This window comes from Streptomyces gardneri, from assembly GCF_006539185.1.
GTDB lineage: Bacteria > Actinomycetota > Actinomycetes > Streptomycetales > Streptomycetaceae > Streptomyces > Streptomyces gardneri.
In genome coordinates this window covers 131,984-154,634 of sequence record NZ_BJMN01000028.1, presented here as the reverse complement: position 1 = coordinate 154,634, position 22,651 = coordinate 131,984, and the positions used below count along the sequence as shown (strand labels likewise).

Genomic DNA, 22,651 nt, shown 5'->3' with positions numbered 1-22,651 from the left:
ACCGGGCGGCGACGGCGGCGGCGTACCGGCCGGACGCCGCCAGCCAGTCCGCGAGGCGGCCGCGCAGCCGGGGCGTCTCCCAGGCCGGGTAGACGGCGTAGGAGAGCATGGCGAGCAGCCCGCCGAGGAGGGTCAGCAGCACGCGCTCCCGGACCGTCTGGGTGAGGCCGGCGCCGTCCATGCCGAGGAGGAAGACGACGTACGCGGCGACGCAGACCTGGCTGACGGCGTATCCCGTGCGCATCAGCAGGTACATGCCGAAGGCGCACAGCACGGCCAGGGCGGCGGACAGGTACGTGCCCGGGTGGGCCGTCCGGACGACCGCCGTCGCGAGCGCCACGCCGACGAGCGTGCCGCCGAAGCGGGCCACGGAGCGGGCGTACGTCTGCGTGAAGTCCGGCCGCATCACCATGACGGAGGCCATCGGCGCCCAGTAGCCGTGGCCGAAGGGGAGCGCGGTGCCGAGGAGGTAGCCCGCGGCCGTGACCGCGGAGACACGGACGGCGTGGCGCAGGATCGGGGAGTCGGGGCGCAGCTCGGCGCGCATCTTCGCGAGGACGATCGGCCCGAGACGGACCATCGTGGGGCGGGTGCGGGCCTCGTCCGAGCTCGTCTCGGTACGGGGCTCCGCCGTCTCGACGACGTCGCCGAGCAGGGCGGAGAGGCGGAGGGCGGCGCGGCGGGGCGGGCCGGAGAGGATCGCGCCGGTGTCCGGGGTGCGCAGGACGGCGACGGCGGGCGGCGGGAGCGTGACCGGCTCGCCGTGCCGGATCGCGTGCGCGGCGGCGTCGAGGACGGCGCCCGCGGCGGCGAGCAGCTCGCGCACGCGGTCCCGCTGCGGCCCCTCCTCCGGCACGCCGACGGCCGGGTCCGCGAGCGAGGCGAGGACCGGGCGGATCCGCTCGGCGAAGCCCCGCGCGCCGTGCAGCTCCGCCGGGCGGTTGCGGGCCTGGCGGGGGGTCACGGCGGCGGCGCTGCGGGCCGTCATGAGGGGTACGGGGTCGAAGGGGGCGACCGGGTCGTGGCGGAGGCGGCGGGCGTAGTCGGCCTCGGCGGCGAGCGCGTCGGCGAGGGCGTCGCGTTGGGCGCCCCAGCGGCGGACGGGGAGGAGGACGACGAGGGCGGCCTGGACGACACCGCCGGCGAAGATCATGGCGGCGTGGCCGGCGGCGGTGGCGACGGAGGTGGGGAGGGTGACCGTCACCAGCATGATCGCCACGTTGGAGGAGGCGATGATGCCGGCGGTGGGGCCGGCGGCCCAGGCGAGCCCCGAGAGGAACGTCCAGAGGATCAGCAGGGCGAGGAAGAGGTACGGGTGGGAGCCGGCGCCCGTGACGTAGCCGAGGAACGTCGACACGGCGAGGCTGGCGCCGGAGGCGAGGGCGAGGGTGGGGCGGGGGCGCCAGGAACGCTGGAAGGTGGCGATGGCCGCCTGGAAGGCGCCGAAGGCGGAGGAGGCGGCGACGGTCGGGCCGAAGAGGGCGAGGGAGAACCCGACGACGAGGGCGAGTCCGAGGGCGCCTCGGGCGGCGATGGCGGGTTCGAGCCGCGGCCGCTCGACGGTGAGCCCCGAGCGGGCGGTCTCCTTCAGGGCCCGGAGCCAACTCATGGCCCTGAGCGTATCCGCGAACACCCACCAAACGGGCTTTTCCCCCCACCCCACCCCTTCCCGAAAAGGGGTGGGGGCGCGTGGGCGCTACGGCAGGTGACGCCGGTGGGGGTGGAGACCGGCCTTGTCGGCTGCTGTGGCGCCGTGGGTCCAGCCCTCCTCGTCCCAGGCCGCCCGGACCCTCGTCGACCGGGTCTCCGGGAAGAGTTCGTCGGTGCGGTTCGTGACCGCGAGGTCGCGGGAGGCCAGGGCCGGGAGGAGCGTCGGGGCCTCCGCGGCGACCCGGCGGGACGTCGCCGACAGGCGGGAGCCCAGCCGGTTGGCGTAGGCGAGGAGGAAGGACTGCCGGAACGACTTCGTGCGCTTGCGGCCGCCCGCCCGCTGCTCCGCCTCCGCCCGGGTCATCGCCGCCGTGCCCTGGACCAGGAGCGAGGTGTACAGCAGCTCCACCGGGTCCAGGTCCGCCTCGAAGCCGACCACCGTCGAGAAGCCGTACGCCTCGTTCCACACCGCCCGGCAGTGGTTCGCCGTCGCCACCGCGTCCAGCAGGATCGCCTTCGCCTGTTCGTACGGCGGCTCCACCCCGATCCGGATCGCGCCCGGCGTCTCCGGCGACGGCGCGCCCGCCGCGAGCGTCGCCTCGTCCAGGCTGTGCCGCGCCATCAGCTCCTGGGCCTTCGCCGTGAGCGCCTCCGCCTCCTCCGGGTACCCCGTCGCCTCCGCCTTCGCGAGGAGCGCCCTGATGCGCGTCAGCATGCGGGGCTCGCCCACTGCCGCCGGCGGCAGCGTCTCGCCCGGCACCGGGCCCACCGCGTCGAGCCTCGGCAGCCGGACCAGGATCCGGTACAGCTCCAGGACGGTCGTCGCGTACGAGAAGCGGTCCGTGGGGCGGGTGGTGCCCGCGTCCAGGTCGTCGAGCTGTGCCTGCCAGCGGTGCGGCAGGCGCTCGTAGGCCGCCGTCTCCGTCCTGATCAGGGAGGAGAGGAGGCGGACGTGCTCGTCCGCGAGCTCGCGGCGGACCGTGCGCGCCAGGTCCGCCGGCTGCCAGCCCCTGGTCCACAGCGTCCGCACGAACTCCTCGCCGCGCCGGGACAGTTCCGCGTCCACCGCCCGGTCGGCGGCGGCGAGGAGCGAGGCCGCCGTGTCGAGCGAGACGTCGTCGCTCGCGTACAGCGCCTCGAAGGCCTTGTCGATGATGGTGGCGCCGCCGCCCGTGCCGTCCTGGTGTCCCATCCTCCGATTGTCTCCCCGCCCCCGCAGGGACTACGCGAGAGGTAGGGCCAGGCATACCTCCCGGACGCCCGGCAGTGGTCGTGATCGGCGGCGGCGGAAACGGTTCGCTTGAGCCATGACGAAGACCACGACCACCACCGCGGTACGGCTCCGGGGGCTCACCCGCCACCACCGCGACGTCCGCGCCCTCGACGGCGTCGACCTCGACTTCGCCGCCGGGACCTTCACCGCCGTCATGGGCCCCTCGGGCTCCGGCAAGTCCACGCTGCTCCAGTGCGCCGCCGGACTCGACCGGCCCACCGCCGGGAGCGTGGAGGTCGGCGGGACCGCCCTGGAAGGGCTGAGCGAGCGGCGCCTGACCCTGCTGCGGCGGGACCGGATCGGCTTCGTCTTCCAGTCGTTCAACCTGCTGCCGAGCCTGACGGCCGCGCAGAACGTCGCCCTGCCGCTCCGCCTCGCCGGCCGCCGCCCCTCCCGTACGGAGGTGAGGGAGGCCCTCGCACGCGTCGGGCTCGCCGGGCGGGAGCGGCACCGGCCCGGGGAGCTCTCCGGCGGGCAGCAGCAACGGGTCGCGATCGCCCGGGCGTTGATCACCCGGCCTGCCGTCCTCTTCGGGGACGAGCCGACGGGCGCGCTCGACTCGACGACGAGCCGCGAGGTCCTCGCCATGCTGCGCCGACTCGTCGACGAGGACGGCCAGACGATCGTCATGGTCACCCACGACCCGGTGGCCGCGGCACGCGCGGACCGCGTGGTGTTCCTGGTCGACGGCCGCCTGGCGGGCGAACTGAGGGCGCCGACGGTGGAGTCGGTCGCCGCCCGGATGGCCGGTCTCGAAGCCCCCGAGACCGCCTCTCCCGGTTCCGACAACCCCGTGGGGAGCCTGGCATGCTGAGCGTCGTCCTCTCCGGTCTCCGTGCCCGCTGGGCCTCCTTCCTCGGCGGATTCCTCGCCCTCGCCCTCGGCGTCGGGCTGCTCACCACCATGGGTCTCGGCCTCTCCGCCACTTTCCACGCGCCCGAGCGTTCTCCCCAGCGGTTCGCCTCCTCGCCGGTCGTCGTCCAGGGCCAGGACCGACTGACGCTCGACGTTCGGCGCGGTCCTGACACCGTCCCCGTGTCGCAGCGACTCGACCGTCCACAGCCTGTGGACAAAGAACTGGTGAGCGAGCTGCGCACCCGCTGGCCCCTCACCGAATCCGGCGGTCCCGACGCCGTCGGCCTCGACGCCCCCGCCGACGAGGTCCGGGCCCTGGTCGGCGACCGCGCCCAGGTCCTCACCGGCGACGCACGACGGAACGCCGACCCCGACCCCGAGCGGGACGCCCAGGCCCTCGTCGGCCTCAACGCCCTCCTCGGCACCACCGGCGGCGTCACCGCCTTCGTCTCCGTCTTCGTCGTCGCCTCCACCTTCGCCTTCGCCGTCGCCCTGCGGCGGCGCGAGTTCGGCCTGCTCCGCACCGCCGGAGCCACCCCCGGCCAGGTCCGCAGGATGCTCCTCGCGGAAGCCACGGCGCTCGGCGTGCTCGCCTCCGCCGCCGGGTGCGCGCTCGGCGCCGCCGGCGCTCCCCTGCTGGCCCGGGCGCTGGTCGACGGCGGGCTCGCACCCGAGTGGTTCGCGGTCGGCGACGCCGTCTGGCCCTTCCACCTCGCCTTCTGGACCGGTCTGACCGTCGCCCTCGCCGGGGCCGTCGCCGCGTCCCGCCGGGCCGGGAAGGTCGGCCCGACGGCCGCGCTGCGCGAGGCGGACGTCGACACCGACGTCCTGCCGCTCGGCCGGGCCCTCCTCGGCGCGGGACTCCTCCTCACGGGGCTCGGACTGCTCGTCTGGACGTACGCCACCGAACCGTCGGAGCTGCTCAAGCGGAAGACGTACACGACCCTCCCGATGCTCCTCATCGGCGGCGTCGCCCTCCTCTCCCCGCTCCTGGTGCGGCCCGTGGCGCGACTGCTGCGGCTGCGCGGGGCCGTGGGGACGCTCGTACGGGAGAACAGCGCCGCCTCCGTGCGCCGCACCGCCGCCGTCGCCGCGCCCGTCCTCGTCACCGTCGCGCTCGCCGGGACGCTCTTCGGCTCGGCGGCGAGCGTCACGCAGACGCGGGGCGTCGAGGCACGGGAGCAGACGGCCGCTCAGTACGTGGTGAGCGGGGAGGAGTTGAAGCCGGTCGCGGTGTCCGCTCTGCCGGCCGGGGCCGTCGTCTCCCCCACCGCGTCGACCTCCCTCTTCGTACGGGACGGGGCCGAGGCCGTCGTCAAGTACGGGGCGCGGGCGGTTGCCGACCCGGCGGCCTTCGCCGAGCTGGCCCGGCTGCCCGTCGTCGCGGGGGACCTGCGGGACCTCGACGACCGGTCGATCGTCGTCAACGAGGAATTCGAGCGGCACCGGATCGGCGAGACCGTCGAGATCTGGCGCGCGGACGGGAGCGGTCCCGTACGCCTCCGGGTCGTGGCCGTCCTCGCGCTCGGGACCGGCGACAACGGCCCGTTCGTCACCCGGGCGAACGCGCCCGGCGCCCCCCTCGACCGGATCGAGGCGAGCGGCGGCGGCGCGGCCACGGCGCGGGCCCTGGAGGCGAGCGGCGGGACCGTCAGGACCGCCGCCGCGTGGGCCGCGGCCGACCATCCGGCGAGCAGCCCGCAGACCCGGCTCGGCATGATCCTGGTCCTCGGCATCGCCCTCGTCTACACGGTCATCGGGCTCGCCAACACGCTCCTCATGGCGACCTCCGTACGCGGCGGGGAACTGGCCTCCCTGCGGCTGGCCGGCGCCACCCGGGCCCAGATCCTGCGGGTGGTCACCGGCGAGGCGGTGCTCGCCACCGCGATCGGGGCGCTGCTCGGTCTCGCGGTGACGGCGGCCGTCCTCGGCACCCTGGGCGCGGGCCTCGCCTCGCTCTCGGCCCCGGTCGCCCTGGTCCTCCCGTGGGCCGTGGTCGGCGCCGCCGGAGCGGTCTGCGCGACGGTCGCGGTCGCCTCGTCGGCCCTCCCCGCGTGGCGCCTCACGCGCTGAGCGGCGATGGTGGGACACGGGGCGGTGACAAGGGTCGGAGCCGGGTCACCGCCCCTCCACGCACGCGCGGAGCCCTGGGGCCTGTCCGGAAAGTCCCGCCTGGCCCTAGGAGGCGGAGTCGGCCGGCTTCGCCGACCGCCACTCCGACGCGAGGACCGACCAGACCTCCTCGTCGTGCAGCTCGCCCCGGTAGGCGTAGCTCTCCCGCAGGACGCCGTCCCGCGTCATGCCGAGGCGCCGGGCCACGGCGATGCTCGGCCCGTTGCCGGAGGCGACCACCCACTCCACCCGGCGGATGCCCCGCACCTCTATCGCCCAGTCGATCAGCGCCCGCGCGGCCCGGGTCACCAGGCCCCTGCCGGCCCCCGCCGGCTCCAGCCAGCAGCCCGCCTCGGCCCTGCCGGACCTCGTGTCCAGCGACCGGAGGATCACGGCGCCGACGAGCGTGCCGTCGCCGAGCCATATGCCGTGGATCCGGCCCGTGTCGGACGCCACCTTCTCCGCGTACCCGCGGAGGAAGGCCCGGCTCGACTCCAGGTCGGTCACGACGTCGGGGAGGCCGTTGCGGGCGCCGATGAACTCCCGCCCCCGGTCCATGTGCGCCAGGAACTCGTCGGCCTGCCACGGTTCGAGCGGGCGCAGCTCCGCGCCGTCGTCACCCAGGGACATCGCGTACATCGTCGTCGCCTTCCACTCCAGGTCGGATCCGGTCTCACCGGGGAGGGATCTTCTCGCCCTCCCCCGACCGCGGATCCTACGGAAGCAGGACCAACTTCCCCCGGACGTGGCCCGATTCGCTCAGCTCCTGCGCGCGGGCCGCCTCCTTGAGAGGGAGCGTGTCGGCGATCCTGACCGCGAGGGTGCCCTCCACGGCCTGCCGGGCCTGGGCCGTGAGCGCGGCGCGCACGGCGTCGGGGTCGCCCACGACGCCCGAGAAGGTGATCCCGTACTCCGCCGCGTCCGTCGACGCGATCGTCGCGATCCGCCGCTTGTCCGCGGTCCCCTCCCCGCCCAGGAGCTCGATGGCCACCGGCAGCACCCCGTGGCCGGCCGCGTCGAAGACGGCGTCGACGCCGTCCGGCGCGGCGGCCCTGACCCGCTCGGCCAGGCCTTCCCCGTACGCCACCGGGATCGCGCCGAGCTCCCGCAGGTAGGCGTGGTTGGACTCCGAGGCGCTGCCGACGACCGTGATCCCGGCCGCGACGGCGAGCTGGACGGCCACCGAGCCGACGACGCCCGCCGCCCCGTGCAGGAAGAGCGTCTCGCCCTCCCGTACGCCGATCAGGTCCAGGACCCGCTGGGCGGTCTCCCCGGCCACCGGCAGGCTCGCGGCGGCCCCCCAGGAGAGCTCGGCCGGCTTGGGTGCGACGATGCCGGCGATGACGTACTCGGCGTAGGCGCCGGTCTTCGTCCAGCCGAGGACCTCGTCGCCGACGGCCAGGCCGGGGAAGCCCTCGCCGGAGCCCTCGCCGGAGCCTTCGACGCCTTCGCCGATCGCGTCGACGGTGCCGGCGAACTCCAGGCCGGGGACGGCGGGGAAGGTCGTCGGGTAGAACTCCTCGACCCAGCCGTAACGCCGCTTCCAGTCCACCGGGTTGACGCCCACGGCCGCCACCCTGACCCTGACCTCGCCGGGTCCCGGCTCCGGCACGGCGACGCCGGTCGCGTGGCGCAGCACCTCGGGGCCGCCGAACTCCTCGTACACGATCGCTTCCATCTCAGCCTCCAGCGCTGCCCGTTCACACCGTGCGGTGCCCGATGTGTTCCTTCGTTGCGTTCCTCGATGTGCTCAAGCCTGCGCCCCGCCCCCTCCTCTCCCCGCCCTCCCAACGGCCAGTCCCACCTGTCCGAAAGACCGGCCGGGCCCGCCCCCTCCCCCCGTACGCTGAACCGCATGGACGCGCTCACCCTGACCACCGCGTACGAGATCCTCCGGCAGCCGCTCGGCGAGATCCTCCCCAAGGTCTCGGCCACCCTCGCCCCCCTGATCCCGCACGTGGACGCCGCCGAACTCTCCACGCACTGCGCGCACTCCCCCTTCAAGGCCCTCGGCGGCACGGAGCTGCTGACCGCCGCCGAACTGACCCCGCTGCTCCTGGCGGGCGTCCCGGGGAACCCCTGGCAGGGCGTCGCAACGATCGGCGGCCGGGCGCGCGAGGTCGTCGCCGTGAAGAGCGACGCGACCCGGCGCGGGGCGGTCCTCGTGCTCGTACGGGAGGACGGCGCCGCCCCGGCGGGAGCGGCCGAACTGGCCGTGGCGCAGGCCCTGTGGAACCTGGTGACCAGCCACTTCGACCGGTTCGCCACGGAGGCCCTGCCGGGCGCCCTGGCCCGATCGCGCGCGGCGGCCGACACCCGGGCCCGGGTCATCGCGGAGCTGTCGACCGCGCACGCGGCGGCGCTGTCCGGGGTCCTCGGGGTGCTGCGCAGCCGCGCCCTCGACGACACGACGGCCCGGGCGACCGCGACCGACCTGGCCGCCACCACGCTGATCGAGATGCGGGCCGAGCAGCGGCGGGACCGGACGCTCGCGGAGGAACCCGCGGGGGACGCCTTCGAGCGGCTCGCCGGCGAGCTGCGGCCGATGCTGCGGCACAGCGCGGTCCGGCTCGACCTGGGTGCGCCGGACTCGGACCGCTCGCTCGCCGCGGACGTGGCGCACAGCGCGCGGGCGATCGTCCGCGCGCTGCTCCTGATCGTCCTGGAGCAGGACTCCGTGCGCCGGGTCCACGTCGGCTGGCAGCTGACCGAGCACGAGCTGAGGGCCTCGGTGCGGGACGACGGGGCGGGCGCCCTGGCCCCGTGCGACCTGGGGGCGGGCAGCATCCGGGACCGTCTCGACGTGCTCGGCGGACGGCTCGACATGGACGCGGTGCCCGGCTGGGGCACGACGATCACCGCCGTGGTCCCGCTGGCGACCCCGGAGGCGCCGGTCGAGGCAGCGCACCCGCTGACCGGGCTCGGCGAGCGGGAGGTGGAGGTGCTGCGGCACCTGGCACTCGGCCACCGGAACCGACGGATCGCGGAGGAGCTGCACATCAGCGAGTCGACGGTGAAGTTCCACGTGGCGAACATCCTGAACAAGCTGGGCGTCGACTCGCGCGGCGAGGCCGCCGCGCTCTTCCACGCGGCGGCGTAGCGGTCCGCTGATGTCGTGACCCGGCACTGTCAGTGGCGGGTGCCAGACTCGCACCCATGAGCGAGAGGTGGGCGCTGGCCGCCGAGGCCGAGGGGGACGGGGCGCTGCTCGTGCCCCTCGGCCAGGACGGGCTGCCCGCCGGGGAGGTGCGGCGCGAGCCGGACCTGGTGGCCGCCGTGCGCGCCCGCCCCGAGGTGGCCCGCTGGGTGTGGCGGTCGACGGCCGAGGTCTATCCGCGGCTGCTCGCCGCCGGGGTGCGGGTCGAGCGGTGCTACGACGTGGAGGACGCCGAGCAGCTCCTCCTCGGGCACGAGGGGCGGCTCGGGGAGCCCCGCTCGGCGGCGGCGGCCTGGGCGCGCCTGCGGAACGCTCCGGTGCCGGCCGACCCGCCGCAGCGCGCCGCCGAGCCCGGTTCGCAGGACTCGCTCTTCGAGCCGCGCCCTGTGGTCTCCGTGCCCTTCGAGGGCGTCCTCGCGGTCTACGCGGAGCAGCTGCGCCGCCACGAGCGGGCCGAGCACCCGGGCAGGATGCTGCTGCTCACGGCCGCCGAGTCGGCGGGGATGCTGGTCGCCGCCGAGATGCACCGGGCGGGGCTGCCGTGGCGGGCGGACGTGCACCGGGAGCTGCTGCACGAGCTGCTCGGCGAGCGGTACGCGGGCGGGGGCGAGCCGCGCCGCCTCGCCGAGCTCGCGGACGAGGTGTCCGCGGCCTTCGGGCGCCGGGTCAGGCCGGATCTGCCCGCCGACGTCGTGAAGGCCTTCCAGCAGGCCGGCATCCGGCTGAAGTCGACCCGCCGCTGGGAGCTGGAGGAGATCGACCACCCGGCGGTGAAGCCGCTCATCGAATACAAGAAGCTGTACCGGATCTGGACGGCACACGGCTGGTCGTGGCTGGCCGACTGGGTGCGGGACGGCCGCTTCCGGCCGGAGTACCTGCCGGGCGGCACGGTCAGCGGGCGCTGGACGACCAACGGCGGCGGGGCGCTGCAGATCCCGAAGGTGATCCGGCGGGCCGTGGTGGCCGACGAGGGCTGGCGGCTCGTCGTCGCGGACGCCGACCAGATGGAGCCGCGCGTCCTCGCCGCGATCTCCCGGGACCCGGGCCTGATGGAGGTCGCGGGGCACCCCGACGACCTGTACACGCGCCTGTCGGACCGGGCCTTCTCCGGCGACCGCGACCACGCCAAGATCGCGCTGCTCGGCGCGATCTACGGACAGACCAGCGGTGACGGCCTGAAGAACCTGGCGGCGCTGCGGCGCCGCTTCCCGCGCGCGGTGGCGTATGTCGACGACGCGGCGAAGGCGGGCGAGGAGGGGCGGCTCGTCCGGACCTGGCTCGGCAGGACCAGCCCGAAAGCGGTGGGAGCGGGCGACGACGACGAGGCCGGGCTGCCTCAGGAGAGCGACGAACCGGCGGTGACGGAAGGGGAGTTCGTCCCGGGGTACGCCTCGGGGAACGCCCGGGCGAGGGGCCGGTTCACCCGTAACTTCGTCGTGCAGGGAAGCGCCGCCGACTGGGCGCTGCTGATGCTGGCTTCACTGCGGCGCGCCCTCGGGGGGATGCGGGCGGAGCTGGTCTTCTTCCAGCACGACGAGGTGATCGTGCACTGCCCGGCGGAGGAGGCGGAGGCGGTCACGGCCGCGATCAGGGCGGCCGGGGACGAGGCGGGGCGGATCGCGTTCGGGGAGACGCCGGTGCGGTTCCCGTTCACGACGGCGACGGTCGAGCGGTACGCGGACGCCAAGTAGACACACGGGGGCGCCAAGTAGACGCACGGGGGACGCGCAGGGAGGGGCGGTGGGCCGCCATGGGCCCACCGCCCCTCCCTCCCCCGTTCACTCCCCCGTTCGTCCTGGTGCTACTTCGCGGACGCCTTCTGCCACTTCGGGCTCAGCGCGATCGCCTTCAGCTGCTCGATCGTCAGAGCGGGCTTGTCGCGCGTGGCGTCCTGGCGGTGCCCACCGGCGTTCATGCTGGAGATGACGACGCGGAAGCCCTCGGGGGTCATGGTGTCGACGCCCCACGAGACGACACCGGAGCCGCCCTTCTCCGCGAACCCCTGGGTGACCTTGACCTTGCGGCCGTCGGGGAGGGTGGTGACATCGCCGCTGCCGAAGAGGTCGCCGAGCGCGCCCCCCATGTTCGGCTGGACGTTGATCTCGACGAGGCTCTGGCCCTTGCCGTCGTCGAGGACCAGGAAGCCGTAGCCGTAGTCCCCGCCCTTGTCCTTCACACGAAGGCCCTTGGGCAGGAGCGAGCGCAGGGTGGTCTGGATCTCGGGGCCGCTGGCCTCCCCGGGCCGCGCCGCCCCCGGGTCGACGTCCGTCTTCGGGACCTTGGGCAGCTGCTCGAGCAGCGGCCGCCAGTCGTCGGACGTGACGAGGGCCTTCAGCTGCGTGGCGGTGAAGGGCGGGTTCTCGCGGCTGACCGCGGCGCCCTTCTGGGCGGGGGCGTTGTACTCGCTCGCGTCGACCACGAAGCCGTCCTTGGTGAGCAGGACCGCGCGCCAGTTCTTGGTGTCCTCGCGCCGGTCGGGGTACTCGTACCCCTGGATGACCATCAGCCGGTCGCCGCCCGGCAGCCGGCCGGTGGTGCACTTGTCGAAGTCGACGTGGACCCTGCTCGGGCACTCGACCTGGCCCCCTCCGGCCTCGCCGGCGCCGCCGGCCGAGCGATAGAGGCCGACGGAGACGGCGGCCTTGCCGTCACCGTCGTCGTAGACGCCGAGGGCCGACTGCCCCTTGCCGTCCAGACCCTCGAACTGCCACTGGCCGACGGGGGTGTTGGCCTGGATGACGGCCGCGATGTCCTTGACCGGGATCTCCGCCTGCTGCATCGCCAGGCGCCGCTTCTCCTCCAGGCTCGGCTCCGTGGGCTTGGCGGTGCCGCTGGTCGGCTTGGGAGCCGCGGCCACGCCGGCGGCCTTCGCCGGCCCGCCGGTGCCGAGCACCGAGCCGCCGTACACGCCGCCGATGCCGACGGCGGCGAGCGCGAGGGCGCCGCCGGTCACCGCGAGGCGGCGGCGCACCAGGCGGCGCTTGCCGCGGGTGAGGCCGCCGGCGACGAGCTCGCGCCGGCCGTCGGTGGAAAAGCCTTCGCCCGTGCTGCGCAGGACCGCGCCGAGCTCTTCCTCGAAGCCCTCGTGCGGGGCGTCGTCGTGCTGGGAACCTTCGTTCTGAGGCATGCCGAGATCACCGTCTCCGGTCCGTGGGTGATGAGAAGTCTGAGGGATGGGTCCTGCGGGGGTGCAGGGTCAGCGGGTGGCGAACTCCGCGATGTTGCCGCCGAGCCGTTGCCGCAGCTTGGCCAGCGCCCGTACGGAGCGGGTGCGGACCGCCGCCGAGCTGACGTGCAGGGCGTCGGCGGTCTCCTCGATGCTGCGGTCCTCCCAGTACCGCAGCACCACGACCGCCCGGTCCTTGGGAGCGAGTCCCGCCAGCGCGTCGAGCAGCGCGATCCGGAGTGCCGGGTCCTCGCCGTTCTCGGGTGCGCGGTCGGGCAGCTCGCCGAGGGGGCGCTCGGTGGCGGAGCGGCGCCTCTGGTGGCTGAGGAACGTGCGGACGAGCACGGTCTGGGCGTACGCGGCGGGGTTGCCGATCCGTGCCATGCGCCCCCACATGGCGTACATCCGGCCGAGCGTCTCCTGCGTGAGGTCCTCGGCGAGGTGGGTGTCGCCGCTGGTCAGCAGGCATGCGGAACGGAACAGATGCCCCGTGCGTGCGGAGGCGAACTCCAGGAACTCGTCCGCGCGGGACTTTCTCATGCCCCTCCTTTCCCTCGCGGTCACGTGGTGTGGTCGCCGTACACCTCATTGACGCGACAGGAGTGGGGGAATGTTTCAGAAATCTTCGAAGGGTTCCCCGCCCGACGGGTCCGAAGAAGCGGAATCGGGTAATCCTGAAGTATGAACACTCTCAGCGCAGCAGAGGTCCTGGCCGCTGGAGTTTGGGCTTCGGGTCTCGGACAGGTCATCGGCGGGCTCGTCATCGTCGCCGTCCTCATCGGGGCCGTCTGGCTCGGCTTCCGGATCCGCGACCGCGAGTCCGACACACCCAAGCCGGAGGAGCAGCCGCACCGGCCGGAGACCGACGCACTGCCCGGCGAGATGTCCGAGTACCGCAGGCCCGAGGAGATGCCGCAGACCGACGGTGAGCACCGCCTCATGCCGTACCAGCTCAAGAAGTCCGGCGGCACCGAGACCTCACCGGACCCGCCGAGCGAGGAGAAGCGCAAGTGGGGCGGCATCTCCAGCGGAGGCTTCGGCAGCGGAGGCACCGGCCACGGCGACTGAAGCCGTGCACGTCCCCGGCCGGCGCCGGGGCGTCCCCTGAGGCGCCCCGGCGACGGCCGCACGCCGACCCCGCCCCTGACCGGGAGGTCACGACCCGTGGATGACGACAACGGCCTCGCCGCCCGCGCCGAGGAGCGCGAACCGCGGCTGAACGCCGTGGCGTATCGGATGCTCGGCTCGTCCGACGAGGCCGACGAAGCGGTACGGGACGCGGTACGCGAGTCGGTACGGGAAGCGGTCCACGAGACGATGCCGGAGTCGGTACCGGCGTCCGTACCCGGTGCTGCACGGGAGCCGGCACCGGGTACGGCCCGCCGCCCCACCGCCGGCGGACGGGTGCTCGACGCCCTGGCCCGGAACTGCCTGGAGCGCCTCCGCGCACGCGAGAGCCACCGGACGGCCCCCTGGGATCCCTGGGCCCTCGCCCGGCATGACCCGGCGGGCCCCGACCCATCCCTCCTGACGGCCCTGGACACACTCACCCCACCCGAGCGGCTCGCCTTCGTCCTCCACGACCTGTTCGACGTCCCGTACGAAGAGATCGCCCGGATCCTGGAACGCACCCCGGCAGCCGCCCGACAGCTGGCCGCGCACGGCCGGCACCGGGTGCAGGGCACCGAGGAGATGCCGGAACCCGACCCGGCACGCCAGCGGAAGACGGTCGCCGCGTGTCTGGCGGCCGCGCGGGCCGGGGACTCCGAGGCGCTGCGCGCGCTCCTCGACCCGGACGTGACGCTGAGGGCCGACCCCACCGCCGTACGGGCCGGGGTGCGGCCCGCGCACGGGGCGGGGGCGGTGGCCCCGGCCCTCGCCGGGCGGATCCTGGAGGCCCGCCCGGCCCTGGTGGACGGGGCGGCGGGCCTGGTCCTGAGCCGCGGCGGACGGCCCGGCACGGTCTTCTCCTTCACTGTGCTCGACGGCCGGATCACCTCGGTGGACGTCCTGGCGGACGAGGGCCACCTCAGCCGCCTGACCGTCCAGGCTCCGGCGGAGGACACCGCCCCGGCCTGAACGCCCCGCACTCCCGACCGACCGCCCTACTCCCCCAGCACCCGCCCCGCACGCGAGGCGACATGCGCGGGCGGCGCGAGGTCCTCGGGCAGGACGGGGTCGGTGACCGGCTCGCCGAAGGTGGTCACGACGGGCAGGACACCCGCCCACAGGCCGAGCGCCGCGTCCTCGGAGTCGCCGTCGTCCGGCGGGCCGCTCCGGGTCTTCACCGAGGCCTCGGTCAGGTCGAGCGCGAGGACGGAGGTCGCGGCGAGCTCCTTGCGGCTGGGCTGCCGCACGTACTCCCACTGGCCCGGCGAGCTCTGCTCGGTGAGCGCCCGCAGCCCGCGCAGCTTCTCCTCCGGGTCGGTCACGATCCGCGGTATGCCGTAGACCATCGCGCAGCGGTAGTTGACGCCGTGCTCGAAGACGGAGCGGGCGAGGACGAGCCCGTCGACGTGCGTGACCGTGACGCAGACGGTCGTGTCGGGGGCCTGGACCAGACTGCGGCTGGCGACCGAACCGTGCAGGTAGAGGTGGTCGCCGTCCACTCCGTACCCGGTGGGCACGACCATCGTCGTCCCGTCGACGGGCACCCCGAGGTGGCACACGAAGCCCGCCGCGAGCACGGCGTCCAGATCGGCCCGCCGGTGGCTGCCCTTCTCCCGCATGCGCCGCAGCCGGGTCCGCTCGGTGACGACCAGGTCTCCGCCGCCCGTCGGGTCGGCGGTGGCTTCTGTGGTGGCGCTCATGGTGCCCTCTCGTTCCGCGTACCGGTTGCTGCTGGTGTTCTACGGGCTCACAACCCGTCACCGCCACCGGCGCCCACCTGTCGGAACACCCCGCCCGGTCCCCGCGGACCGGTCCAGGCGCAGCCGGCCGGGACCGGTTGCGCGTCGCGGGGGGCGCACCAACGGACCTGTTCCCAGGCGCCCGTTCGCTGTCCGAGTGTCACCGGGACGGTCCAGGGGCGGCCCGCGAAGCCCGTGCCCGTGGCCTTCACGCAGGCCTCCTGCGTGGTGAAGATCCAGGCGAACTCCCGTCTGCGGCTGCTCTCGGGCAGGGCGGCGAGCGCCTCGGCGTCGCCGGGCGTGCAGCACAGCCTCAGCAGGCGGTCGCCGACGGCGCGCGGGGTCTGGACGTCGATGCCGACGTCACGGTCCAGGGCGACGGCCGCGGCGACCCAGCCCGAGGAGTGCGAGAGGCTCACGCCCAGGTCGGGACGGTCGGGGAGGTAGGGCCGGCCGCTCGGGCGGGCCGCGACCGGGCCGCCCCCGAGGTCCTCGCCGATCTCCCGCAGCAGAGCCCGCAGCAGGGTGCGGGAGGCGGCGTGCTCCAGGGCGCGCCAGGGGGGCAGTTCCGCGGCGGCCTCGCGGTCCGGCGCGGCGACGGGCAGCGCGTCGAGGACCTCCTCGCTGCGCCGGACCAGGTAGTGCACGCCCTCCGTGGGCGTGTGCGGCGACCGGACGTCCCACGTGGTCCGTCCGGCACGCCGCCGGGGCCGCTCAGACGCGGTCCGGTACACGTTCGAGGGTCCGTATCGGACGGGCGGCCAGGAGGGCGGCGGCGGTGAGGAAGGAGACCACGACGCCCACCAGGAGCACGGTGTCCGTGCCGAACGCGCCGACGGCGGGGCCGGCCAGGGCGCTGCCGATCGGGTACATGCCGACGGATCCCGCGACCTCGTAGGCGTGGACGCGGTTCAGCACCTCGCCCGGCACCTGGGTCTGGACGCTGGTGGCCCACATGACGCCCCAGACGCCGATCCCGGCGCCGACGAGGACCTGGGCGACGGCGAGGAGCCAGACGGGCCAGCCGAGGACGATGCCGAGCGGGTAGATCGGGTAGGCCATCATCGCCACGGCCCCCGCGGCGAGCGGCCGTTGGGGCTTGTAGCGGATCGCGAGGAGACCGCCGGCGATGGTGCCGGCGCCCAGTGCGGCGTTGATGAGGCCGAAGGCGGACGCGCCGTGCTCGGGCACGATGACGCCGGCGGCCACCGACAGCTGCGGCCCCCAGGAGAGCACCGCGTAGAACATCCAGATGAGGATGACGCCCCAGAGCCAGCTGCGGGAGGTGAACTCCCGCCAGCCGACGGCCAGGTTGCGCCAGAGGCTCTGCCCGGCCGGCGGGGCGGGCACCACGCCGAGCCGCAGCACGAACAGGCAGATCGCGCTGGTCCCGTAGGCGACGGCGGAGATCACCATCACCCAGCCGGTGGACCCGAAGCCGACCAGGGCGCCGGCCAGGGCCGGGCCGCCGAGGCCGGTGATCGCCTCGGAGGTGCGCAGCACGCCGTTGGCGCCCTGCACGTCCCGGGAGACCAGCGGGACGGTCGAGGAGGCGCCCGGCTGGAACAGCGCGTTCGCCGTACCGGCCACGACAAGCAGCCCGTACAGCTGCCAGAGATGGTCGATGCCGTGGATGAACAGAAGGGCCAGCAGGATGTGGGCGGTGAGGTTGGCCAGGTCCGCGATGATCATCATCCGGCGGGCGGTGAACCGGTCGGCGAGCACCCCGCCGAACAGGACCAGACCGGCGAACGGTGCGACCAGGAAGGCCATCGAGTAGCCGGCGGTGTCCAGGCCGTACCCGCCGCTGAGCAGACCGGCCGAGACCGCGACCGGCAGCATGGCCCAGCTGAGCAGGCCGGCGCTGCGGGCCGTGAAGTAGAACCGGAAGTTACGGGACCAGATCGCCGGCTCTCCCGAGGGCGGCGAGCCCGCCGGCGGTGCCCCGTCGGGCCCGGGCCCGTCCTTCGTCGGCGGGGGTGCATCCGCCGCGGTGTGCTCGGCGAGACGTTCTTCCATGACTGTTCAACCCTTCGGTCGTTGATCGTCGTCTTCGAGTTCCGCCACCGGGACCAGCTCCAGGCCGCGTGCGAGCAGGCCCTCGACGATCGCCGGAAGGGCCGCCACGGTCTGGGAGCGATCACCGGCGCCCTCGTGCATGAGCACCACCGAGCCCGGTCCCGCGGACTCCAGGACGGTCGCGGCGATCCGCTCCGGTCCCGGCCTCGCCCAGTCGCGGGTGTCCACGTCCCACATCGTCAGCGTGGTCGGATACCCCTCCAGGGCGGCGAGCACCTCCGGGCTCAGCGCGCCGTAGGGCGGCCGGAACCGGGTCGGGGCCTCCTCGCCGGTCACCTTGGCCACGGTGTCCGCCGTCCGGTCGAGCTGCTCGCGCAGTTGCTCCGGGGTGAGGTCGGGCAGGTAGGGGTGCGACCAGGAGTGGTTGCCCAGTTCGTGGCCGGCGGCGGCGGTCCGGCGTACGAGATCGGGCAGCGCCGCGACGTGGTGGCCGACGCAGAAGAACGTGGCCCGGGCCCCGTAGCGGTCCAGGATGTCCAGGACCTGACGGGTGAAGACCGGATCGGGTCCGTCGTCGAAGGTGAGCGCGACCTTCGGGACGTCCCGGCGGCCGTGCTCGAAGCAGCGTCCGGCCGCCGTCAGCTCCGCCACGATCGGCTCGCCGCGCTTCACGCCGTCGAAGTACTCCTCGGCGCGGCCGGTCAGCGTGCCGCCCTCGGCGGTGACCCGGGCCAGCTCGCCGGGCGCGGTCCTGGCCCGCTCCGCCAGCTGCCGGGCCGGGACGGAGCCGAAGCCCGGCCGCGGCGGCAACAGCCAGGGATCCGCGCGGTAGACCTCCAGACCGGCCGCCGTCATCGGCCCGTCGAGCAGGCCGTTGGTGCTGTCCAGGACGACGGCCGGAGCCCGTCCGCCGTCGAAGTCCCGGAGCCAGGCGATGAGTTCGGCCGCCTGTGCGCCGCTCCAGCCGCTCGGCTCCACCACCCGGCGCCCCGCGCCGTCCAGGACCTCGACCCGGTAGCCCTCGTCCGTCCAGGCGATTCCCGCGTACATCCGCGTCATCAGTCCCCCAGCGCTATCGCCTCGGCCACGATCAGCCGCTCGACCCCGCGCAGGAACCGCTCCATGCCGTCGCGGTCGAGGACCGCCGGGTCGGCGGTCATGGCGAGGTCCAGGGCGCCCGGGGCGGTCAGCACGTCCACGGCCATCGAGACGTTCTTGCGGGGCAGGAACTCCGTCGGCCAGCCGATCTCGGTCCGGCCGATCAGCTCGCTCAGCGGGGCCTTCGGCGGCTCGCCGCCGTCGAACGGCCCGACGCCCGGGTCGCGGGTGTCGTTCCACCAGTACGAGTGGTCGGCGGCCTCGCCCTTCTCGACGAGCGGCGCCACCTCCCGGTCCAGCGCCCACTTGTCGTACGAGGCGTGGCGGAACGCGCTGAAGGCGACGGACCGCGTCCGCCGCACCGCGTCCTCGAAGTCCCGGTCCGCGTCCGTGAGCCGGAACAGGGCCTCCTGGGCCACCGTGCTGACCGCCGCGGCGGCGGCCGGCTGGAAGCGGTTGCCCACGACCACCTGGAACAGCACGTCGCTGCTCCCCGACATCCTGGCCAGCTGATGGGCGGCCGCGCCGAGCAGCACCGCGGCGTCGCTCACCTCGAGCTCCGCCGCCACCCGCCCGACGGCGACCGCCAGCGCGGGCGAGCGCAGCAGCGCGTTCGGGAACATCCGGTGCGGATCGTCCGCGAGCTCCGGCGCCGCGGGCTTCCGGAAGATCTGCCGGGGTCCTGCGGTCAGCTGCTCGCACCAGTAGCGGCGGGCCGCCTCGTCCCGGCGGCGGCCGAGCGGCGAGGCCTGGACCTCCGCGGCGTCCAGCGGCTGGAGCGAGGGGCGTGCCTGGCGCAGCGAGGCGGCGGTCTCCCCCGACTCGACGGACTCCAGGTCGCGGAGCAGCCGGCCGAGGCCCCAGTAGTCCATCCCGGTGTGCGCGCCGACCAGCACCAGCCGGTGGACCAGGCCCTCGCACTCCACCAGGCCGACCCGCAGGGGCCATTCCCGTGTGTGGTCGAAGGAGCGTCCGGCGAGCTCCGCCCGCAGGGCGGCGCCGACCTCGGCGGCCCGGTCGGCGGAGCACGTACGGATCTCCACCGGGAGCTCGCCGTCCCCGTCCACGACCTGCCGCAGGCCGTCCTCGCCCTCCGCCAGGAACCTGGTGTGCAGGCTGTCGTGGAGCAGGAGCAGCTCCGTCACGTCCGCGAGGACGCGGGACGCGGGGCGGGGCGGGGTGACGGGGAGGTCGACCGGCACGTTGTAGCGGGGGGCGTCGTCGCCGAGCCGGGTGACGACACCCCAGATCGCCCGCTGCCCCCAGGTCGCCGGGCCGGTGCCGGCTCTCGCGGAGTCCAGCCTGATGGTCCGCGTCTCAGCCGTGGTCATCGTGTTCCGACCTTCCCTTCGGTTCGGTTCGGTTGCCTTGTCCGAATGTCTGTCGAAGCCGGGCCGTGCCCGACGTGTACGGGGCGTGCGGGGATGTACGGGGACGTGCGGGGGCGTACGGGGCGTCCGTACGGCCGACCGGGGCGAGCCCGTCCACCACGGCGGGGACGTGGTGGACGGGCTCATCCCCGGGGCCGCGCGGGGAGCTACCCCTCGCCGCGGGCGAAGAGCGCCACGTGGCTGCGGCCGGAGCGGGGGTCCGTGTCGCACAGGACGATCCGCCGGTGGCTCTCCCGCCACTCCTGCCAGTGGTCGGCCAGCTCCAGCCAGAGGCTGGTGCAGTAGCTGCCCGGGGCCACCCGGTGCACGGCGGAGCTTTCCGGGACGTCCCCGGTGACCCAGGGGCCGAGGACGAGGAGGGTGCCGTCCTCTCCGAGGTCCCGGCCCAGGGCGTCCGCGCCGAGCGCCTCCGCCGCCGAAGCGGCCGAGTGCGCCCGGACGAACCGCAGGCCGTCCTCGGCGTCGGTGCCGGCCGCGGCTCCCTCGCCGCCCCCGGCCCCCTCGCCGTCCCCGGCCCCGAGGACCAGCGCCGCCGCCGAGTCGATCAGCGGGGTGTCCTGGACCAGCGGGAAGGGCGTCGGCAGCGTGGTCTGTTCGAGCACCGCGATCACCACCTCCGCGGCCCGCCCCGCGCGGTGGTACGCCGAGGCGATCCGCAGCGCGGTGAAGGGCGCGGCCAGGCCCTGCTGGGCGATCGCGAAGTTGGCCGCCCGGCCGCCGAGGCGGTCGGTCATGTGCGGTGCGACGGCGGTGAACGGCACCACGTCCGGCAGGGCGTGGGTGACGACCAGCAGCTCCGGCCTGCTCCGGCCGACGCCCTCGTCGGCGACGAGCAGATCCACGAGGTCGCGGTGCTGGACGTGCGCGCCGCGATTCAGCAGCTCCTCGTCCGGCTTCTCCCCGAAGGGAGTGAGCAGGTCGCGGAAGTAGTCGAGCGCGGCCGGGCGGTCCTCCGGTGCCCGGCCCTCCGGCGAGCGCACCGCCGCGGCGGCCCGGACGGCGAGTCCGCTCATGACGTCCCCTCTGCTTCGCGGAGTGCGGCCTCGACGTAGTCGGCGAAGGACCGCATGGTCCGCAGGTGGTCGATGTCGAGCTCGTCCGGGTCGACCGCGATGCCGGTCGCCTCCTCGACGGTCATGAGGAGACCCAGGACGGCGATGGATTCGAGCTGGAGCTCGTCGAAGAGCGCGGTCTCCTCCGTGAGCCCGCTGACCGGCCGCTCCAGGACCTCGCTGAGGGCCTTCTCGATGACGAGCAGGATTTCCTGACGTTCCATCACTCCTCGCCCCCCGCACGGTGGGTGATCACCATCGCGCCGAAGGTGGCGCCCAGGCCGACGGAGACCAGCAGGTAGTGCGCGCCGTCCACGAGACGGCCCGAGTCCCGCAGGGTGGTGTAGTTGACGAAGACGTCCGAGGCGAAGGTGTGGCTGAAGCGCGGGACGTTGTCCAGGAAGACCTTCTCCGGCGCCACCTCCAGCACCTTGATGGTCTGCCGCCAGGCCAGCTTGTTGACGTTGTGCGGGATCACCAGGTCGACGTCGTCGAGCGTCAGCCCCGCCTCCGCCACCGCCTGGTGGATGACCTCGGCGATCCTGTTGCCGTACTGCTCCCCGAACTGCGTGTTCTGGTCGGCGGTCAGCTCCAGCCACTGGGCGTACTCGCCCAGGGTCCGGGTGGCGAAGGACCGGACGACATCGCCCTCGCCGTCCAGGGTGATCAGGCAGGAGGCGGCGGCGTCGGCCATGATCGAGGTGTTGGGGACGAGCTGGACCATCGGCGAGTACGCCTGCTCGCCGGTGACCATCAGGGCGTACGCGCCCTCGGCGCCCTCCGCGCGCAGCAGTTCACCGAGCACCTCGATGGCGCCCAGGCTGCTGACGCAGGCCTGGTGGCTGAGGCCGAAGGCCTCCGTGTCGGTGAGCCCGAGGTCCTTGCCGACCTCCTGGGCGATGTCCACGTCGGCCGGGGCCACGGCCTGGGTGACGTGGGCGTACGCCAGGTAGTCCACCCGGCCGCCCTCGGGAAGGGCGTCCAGGGCGCCGCGCGCGGCGGGCCGCAGCAGGTCGAGCAGCGGCAGCTCGGGGTCGAAGCGGAGCGTGTCCAGGCCGTAGAACTTCCGGAACACCCCGAGGTCGGCCCGGCGCAGGCCGAGCCGCTCGCCCAGCTCCTCGATCCGTACGCTGCGCTCGGGCAGGTACGACTCGATCCGCTCCAGGGTGATCCGGCGCTCCGTGGTCGGCCGACCCATCAGGCCGTCGCTATCTCGGCGCGGATCAGCCACAGCCGGTTGGCGCCCCGGCGGTCCCGCGACTGGACCTCGTACGGCCAGCGGCCCTCGCCGGCGCCGGGCTGGCCGGGCTCACGCAGGTCGGTGGTCTTCCAGCCGTTCGCCGTGAGGAACTCCTCGGGCTCGTCGGTACCGAAGATCCACGGCGTGCCGTCGGCGGCGAGGGTGTCCAGCCAGCGCTTCGAGAACGGGCTGCGCAGCAGGGCGCGGCCGAGGATGTCGAAGGCCAGGTGGCTGCCGGGGGCCGAGGCCGAGGCGAGCAGCTGGAGCAGTCCGGCGGCCTGCTCCTCGGTGAGGAAGAAGGTCAGCGCCTCGGCGACCCACAGGGTCGGGCGGGTGCGGTCGAAGCCGGCCGCCTCCAGGTCGGGCATCCACTCCTTGGTGAGGTCGGCGGAGACCTCGCGCCGGTCGGTGCGCGGCTCGGCCCCGAGGGCGTCGAGGCGGCGGCGCTTCTCGGCGATCAGGAGGGCGTGGTCGACCTCGAAGACCTGGGTGCCCTCCGGCCAGTCGAGGCGGAACGCCCGGGTGTCCATGCCCGCCGCGATCAGCACGACCTGCTGGATCCCGCCCTCGGCGAGGACGTCCTTGATGGCGTCGTCCAGGAACCGGGTCCGGATGGAGATGAACGGCAGCAGACCGCCGCCTTCGTAGCGGTCGATCAGCTCGAAGCCCCGGGGCGCGGCAAGGTCCTTGGCCAGCGGGTCGACGAAGAGCGCGTCCTCCCGCTGGGACTCCAGGTAGCGGGCGGCGGCCATCCACTGTGCGGTGTACGAGACTGCATCCATGGTGAAG

21 protein-coding genes are annotated in these 22,651 nt (G+C 74.4%); 6 read left to right on the top strand and 15 right to left on the bottom strand.

The window, feature by feature from the left end:
* Positions 1-1,609 (bottom strand): FUSC family protein (locus SGA01_RS22095; protein ID WP_141298155.1); only part of this gene is annotated, 1,609 nt, incomplete at its 3' end.
* Positions 1,610-1,696: 87 nt separating this feature from the next.
* Positions 1,697-2,842, bottom strand: coding sequence for a DUF2786 domain-containing protein (locus tag SGA01_RS22090; protein ID WP_141298154.1), 1,146 nt, complete (start codon positions 2,840-2,842; stop codon positions 1,697-1,699).
* A gap of 115 nt (positions 2,843-2,957) precedes the next feature.
* Between SGA01_RS22090 and SGA01_RS22085 the strand changes: the two genes are divergently transcribed.
* Together SGA01_RS22085 and SGA01_RS22080 are read left to right on the top strand one after the other, a co-directional pair.
* Positions 2,958-3,737, top strand: coding sequence for an ABC transporter ATP-binding protein (locus SGA01_RS22085; protein ID WP_141298153.1), 780 nt, complete (start codon positions 2,958-2,960; stop codon positions 3,735-3,737).
* Positions 3,731-5,851: an ABC transporter permease gene (locus SGA01_RS22080; RefSeq protein WP_141298152.1), complete on the top strand. Its 2,121-nt coding sequence runs from the start codon at positions 3,731-3,733 to the stop codon at positions 5,849-5,851. Before SGA01_RS22085 ends, SGA01_RS22080 begins: the two co-directional genes overlap by 7 nt.
* Positions 5,852-5,956: 105 nt before the next feature.
* Here SGA01_RS22080 and SGA01_RS22075 read toward each other — a convergent pair whose 3' ends face one another.
* Positions 5,957-6,529, bottom strand: coding sequence for a GNAT family N-acetyltransferase (locus tag SGA01_RS22075; RefSeq protein WP_141298151.1), 573 nt, complete (start codon positions 6,527-6,529; stop codon positions 5,957-5,959).
* Positions 6,530-6,605: 76 nt separating this feature from the next.
* Positions 6,606-7,568, bottom strand: a complete 963-nt coding sequence (locus SGA01_RS22070) for an NADP-dependent oxidoreductase (RefSeq protein WP_141298150.1) — start codon at positions 7,566-7,568, stop codon at positions 6,606-6,608.
* Between the two features lie 177 nt (positions 7,569-7,745).
* Here SGA01_RS22070 and SGA01_RS22065 point away from each other — a divergent pair, with 177 nt between their 5' ends.
* Both SGA01_RS22065 and SGA01_RS22060 read left to right on the top strand, forming a co-directional pair.
* Positions 7,746-8,990 (top strand): helix-turn-helix transcriptional regulator, encoded by a 1,245-nt coding sequence (locus tag SGA01_RS22065; RefSeq protein WP_141298149.1) that lies wholly within the window; start codon positions 7,746-7,748, stop codon positions 8,988-8,990.
* A 56-nt stretch (positions 8,991-9,046) separates the two neighbouring features.
* Entirely contained in the window at positions 9,047-10,738 is a 1,692-nt protein-coding gene (locus tag SGA01_RS22060) for a bifunctional 3'-5' exonuclease/DNA polymerase (protein ID WP_141298148.1), read from the top strand.
* A 110-nt stretch (positions 10,739-10,848) separates the two neighbouring features.
* Here the strand turns inward: SGA01_RS22060 and SGA01_RS22055 are convergent, their stop codons facing one another.
* Together SGA01_RS22055 and SGA01_RS22050 are read right to left on the bottom strand one after the other, a co-directional pair.
* Positions 10,849-12,174 (bottom strand): hypothetical protein, encoded by a 1,326-nt coding sequence (locus SGA01_RS22055; RefSeq protein ID WP_141298147.1) that lies wholly within the window; start codon positions 12,172-12,174, stop codon positions 10,849-10,851.
* A 69-nt stretch (positions 12,175-12,243) separates the two neighbouring features.
* Positions 12,244-12,753, bottom strand: a complete 510-nt coding sequence (locus SGA01_RS22050) for a SigE family RNA polymerase sigma factor (protein WP_055642744.1) — start codon at positions 12,751-12,753, stop codon at positions 12,244-12,246.
* Between the two features lie 141 nt (positions 12,754-12,894).
* Here SGA01_RS22050 and SGA01_RS22045 point away from each other — a divergent pair, with 141 nt between their 5' ends.
* A complete protein-coding gene (locus SGA01_RS22045) occupies positions 12,895-13,281 on the top strand; it encodes a DUF6479 family protein (RefSeq protein WP_141298146.1) in 387 nt (128 codons plus the stop codon).
* Positions 13,282-13,377: 96 nt separating this feature from the next.
* Positions 13,378-14,292, top strand: a complete 915-nt coding sequence (locus SGA01_RS22040) for a sigma factor-like helix-turn-helix DNA-binding protein (RefSeq protein WP_229918247.1) — start codon at positions 13,378-13,380, stop codon at positions 14,290-14,292.
* A 26-nt stretch (positions 14,293-14,318) separates the two neighbouring features.
* Here the strand turns inward: SGA01_RS22040 and SGA01_RS22035 are convergent, their stop codons facing one another.
* From SGA01_RS22035 to SGA01_RS21995, 9 genes are all read right to left on the bottom strand, one after another.
* Complete coding sequence (locus tag SGA01_RS22035) at positions 14,319-15,023, bottom strand: pyridoxamine 5'-phosphate oxidase family protein (RefSeq protein WP_141298145.1); 705 nt, start codon at positions 15,021-15,023, stop codon at positions 14,319-14,321.
* Between the two features lie 47 nt (positions 15,024-15,070).
* Positions 15,071-15,709 carry a 4'-phosphopantetheinyl transferase family protein gene (locus tag SGA01_RS22030; RefSeq protein WP_141298144.1) on the bottom strand — a complete coding sequence of 213 codons (639 nt, stop codon included), beginning with the start codon at positions 15,707-15,709 and terminating at the stop codon, positions 15,071-15,073.
* 67 nt (positions 15,710-15,776) lie between these two features.
* On the bottom strand, positions 15,777-17,081 hold the full coding sequence (locus SGA01_RS22025; protein WP_141298143.1) for an MFS transporter: 1,305 nt from the start codon (positions 17,079-17,081) through the stop codon (positions 15,777-15,779).
* Positions 17,082-17,087: 6 nt separating this feature from the next.
* A complete protein-coding gene (locus SGA01_RS22020) occupies positions 17,088-18,140 on the bottom strand; it encodes a polysaccharide deacetylase family protein (protein ID WP_141298142.1) in 1,053 nt (350 codons plus the stop codon).
* Entirely contained in the window at positions 18,140-19,510 is a 1,371-nt protein-coding gene (locus SGA01_RS22015) for a condensation domain-containing protein (protein WP_141298141.1), read from the bottom strand. The genes SGA01_RS22020 and SGA01_RS22015 overlap by 1 nt, the downstream gene beginning before the upstream one ends.
* Positions 19,511-19,716: 206 nt before the next feature.
* Positions 19,717-20,583 (bottom strand): hypothetical protein, encoded by an 867-nt coding sequence (locus tag SGA01_RS22010; protein WP_141298140.1) that lies wholly within the window; start codon positions 20,581-20,583, stop codon positions 19,717-19,719.
* The gene (locus SGA01_RS22005; RefSeq protein WP_055642736.1) at positions 20,580-20,846 is read right to left on the bottom strand and encodes an acyl carrier protein; all 267 of its coding nucleotides are present in this window, start codon (positions 20,844-20,846) and stop codon (positions 20,580-20,582) included. The genes SGA01_RS22010 and SGA01_RS22005 overlap by 4 nt, the downstream gene beginning before the upstream one ends.
* Entirely contained in the window at positions 20,846-21,820 is a 975-nt protein-coding gene (locus SGA01_RS22000; RefSeq protein WP_141298139.1) for a 3-oxoacyl-[acyl-carrier-protein] synthase III C-terminal domain-containing protein, read from the bottom strand. The genes SGA01_RS22005 and SGA01_RS22000 overlap by 1 nt, the downstream gene beginning before the upstream one ends.
* Positions 21,820-22,644 carry a class I SAM-dependent methyltransferase gene (locus SGA01_RS21995; protein ID WP_141298138.1) on the bottom strand — a complete coding sequence of 275 codons (825 nt, stop codon included), beginning with the start codon at positions 22,642-22,644 and terminating at the stop codon, positions 21,820-21,822. The genes SGA01_RS22000 and SGA01_RS21995 overlap by 1 nt, the downstream gene beginning before the upstream one ends.
* Positions 22,645-22,651: the final 7 nt, after the last annotated feature.

What these genes read in the sequence shown, in the direction of transcription:
- SGA01_RS22035 (WP_141298145.1), bottom strand. Translation starts at nt 15,023, where the DNA reads ATGAGCGCCACCACAGAAGCCACCGCCGACCCGACGGGCGGCGGAGAC.
- SGA01_RS22015 (WP_141298141.1), bottom strand. Translation starts at nt 19,510, where the DNA reads ATGACCACGGCTGAGACGCGGACCATCAGGCTGGACTCCGCGAGAGCC.
- SGA01_RS22010 (WP_141298140.1), bottom strand. Translation starts at nt 20,583, where the DNA reads ATGAGCGGACTCGCCGTCCGGGCCGCCGCGGCGGTGCGCTCGCCGGAG.
- SGA01_RS22075 (WP_141298151.1), bottom strand. Translation starts at nt 6,529, where the DNA reads ATGTACGCGATGTCCCTGGGTGACGACGGCGCGGAGCTGCGCCCGCTC.
- SGA01_RS22050 (WP_055642744.1), bottom strand. Translation starts at nt 12,753, where the DNA reads ATGAGAAAGTCCCGCGCGGACGAGTTCCTGGAGTTCGCCTCCGCACGC.
- SGA01_RS22025 (WP_141298143.1), bottom strand. Translation starts at nt 17,081, where the DNA reads ATGGAAGAACGTCTCGCCGAGCACACCGCGGCGGATGCACCCCCGCCG.
- SGA01_RS22080 (WP_141298152.1), top strand. Translation starts at nt 3,731, where the DNA reads ATGCTGAGCGTCGTCCTCTCCGGTCTCCGTGCCCGCTGGGCCTCCTTC.
- SGA01_RS22000 (WP_141298139.1), bottom strand. Translation starts at nt 21,820, where the DNA reads ATGGGTCGGCCGACCACGGAGCGCCGGATCACCCTGGAGCGGATCGAG.
- SGA01_RS22055 (WP_141298147.1), bottom strand. Translation starts at nt 12,174, where the DNA reads ATGCCTCAGAACGAAGGTTCCCAGCACGACGACGCCCCGCACGAGGGC.
- SGA01_RS21995 (WP_141298138.1), bottom strand. Translation starts at nt 22,644, where the DNA reads ATGGATGCAGTCTCGTACACCGCACAGTGGATGGCCGCCGCCCGCTAC.
- SGA01_RS22060 (WP_141298148.1), top strand. Translation starts at nt 9,047, where the DNA reads ATGAGCGAGAGGTGGGCGCTGGCCGCCGAGGCCGAGGGGGACGGGGCG.
- SGA01_RS22065 (WP_141298149.1), top strand. Translation starts at nt 7,746, where the DNA reads ATGGACGCGCTCACCCTGACCACCGCGTACGAGATCCTCCGGCAGCCG.
- SGA01_RS22070 (WP_141298150.1), bottom strand. Translation starts at nt 7,568, where the DNA reads ATGGAAGCGATCGTGTACGAGGAGTTCGGCGGCCCCGAGGTGCTGCGC.
- SGA01_RS22005 (WP_055642736.1), bottom strand. Translation starts at nt 20,846, where the DNA reads ATGGAACGTCAGGAAATCCTGCTCGTCATCGAGAAGGCCCTCAGCGAG.
- SGA01_RS22090 (WP_141298154.1), bottom strand. Translation starts at nt 2,842, where the DNA reads ATGGGACACCAGGACGGCACGGGCGGCGGCGCCACCATCATCGACAAG.
- SGA01_RS22085 (WP_141298153.1), top strand. Translation starts at nt 2,958, where the DNA reads ATGACGAAGACCACGACCACCACCGCGGTACGGCTCCGGGGGCTCACC.
- SGA01_RS22020 (WP_141298142.1), bottom strand. Translation starts at nt 18,140, where the DNA reads ATGACGCGGATGTACGCGGGAATCGCCTGGACGGACGAGGGCTACCGG.
- SGA01_RS22045 (WP_141298146.1), top strand. Translation starts at nt 12,895, where the DNA reads ATGAACACTCTCAGCGCAGCAGAGGTCCTGGCCGCTGGAGTTTGGGCT.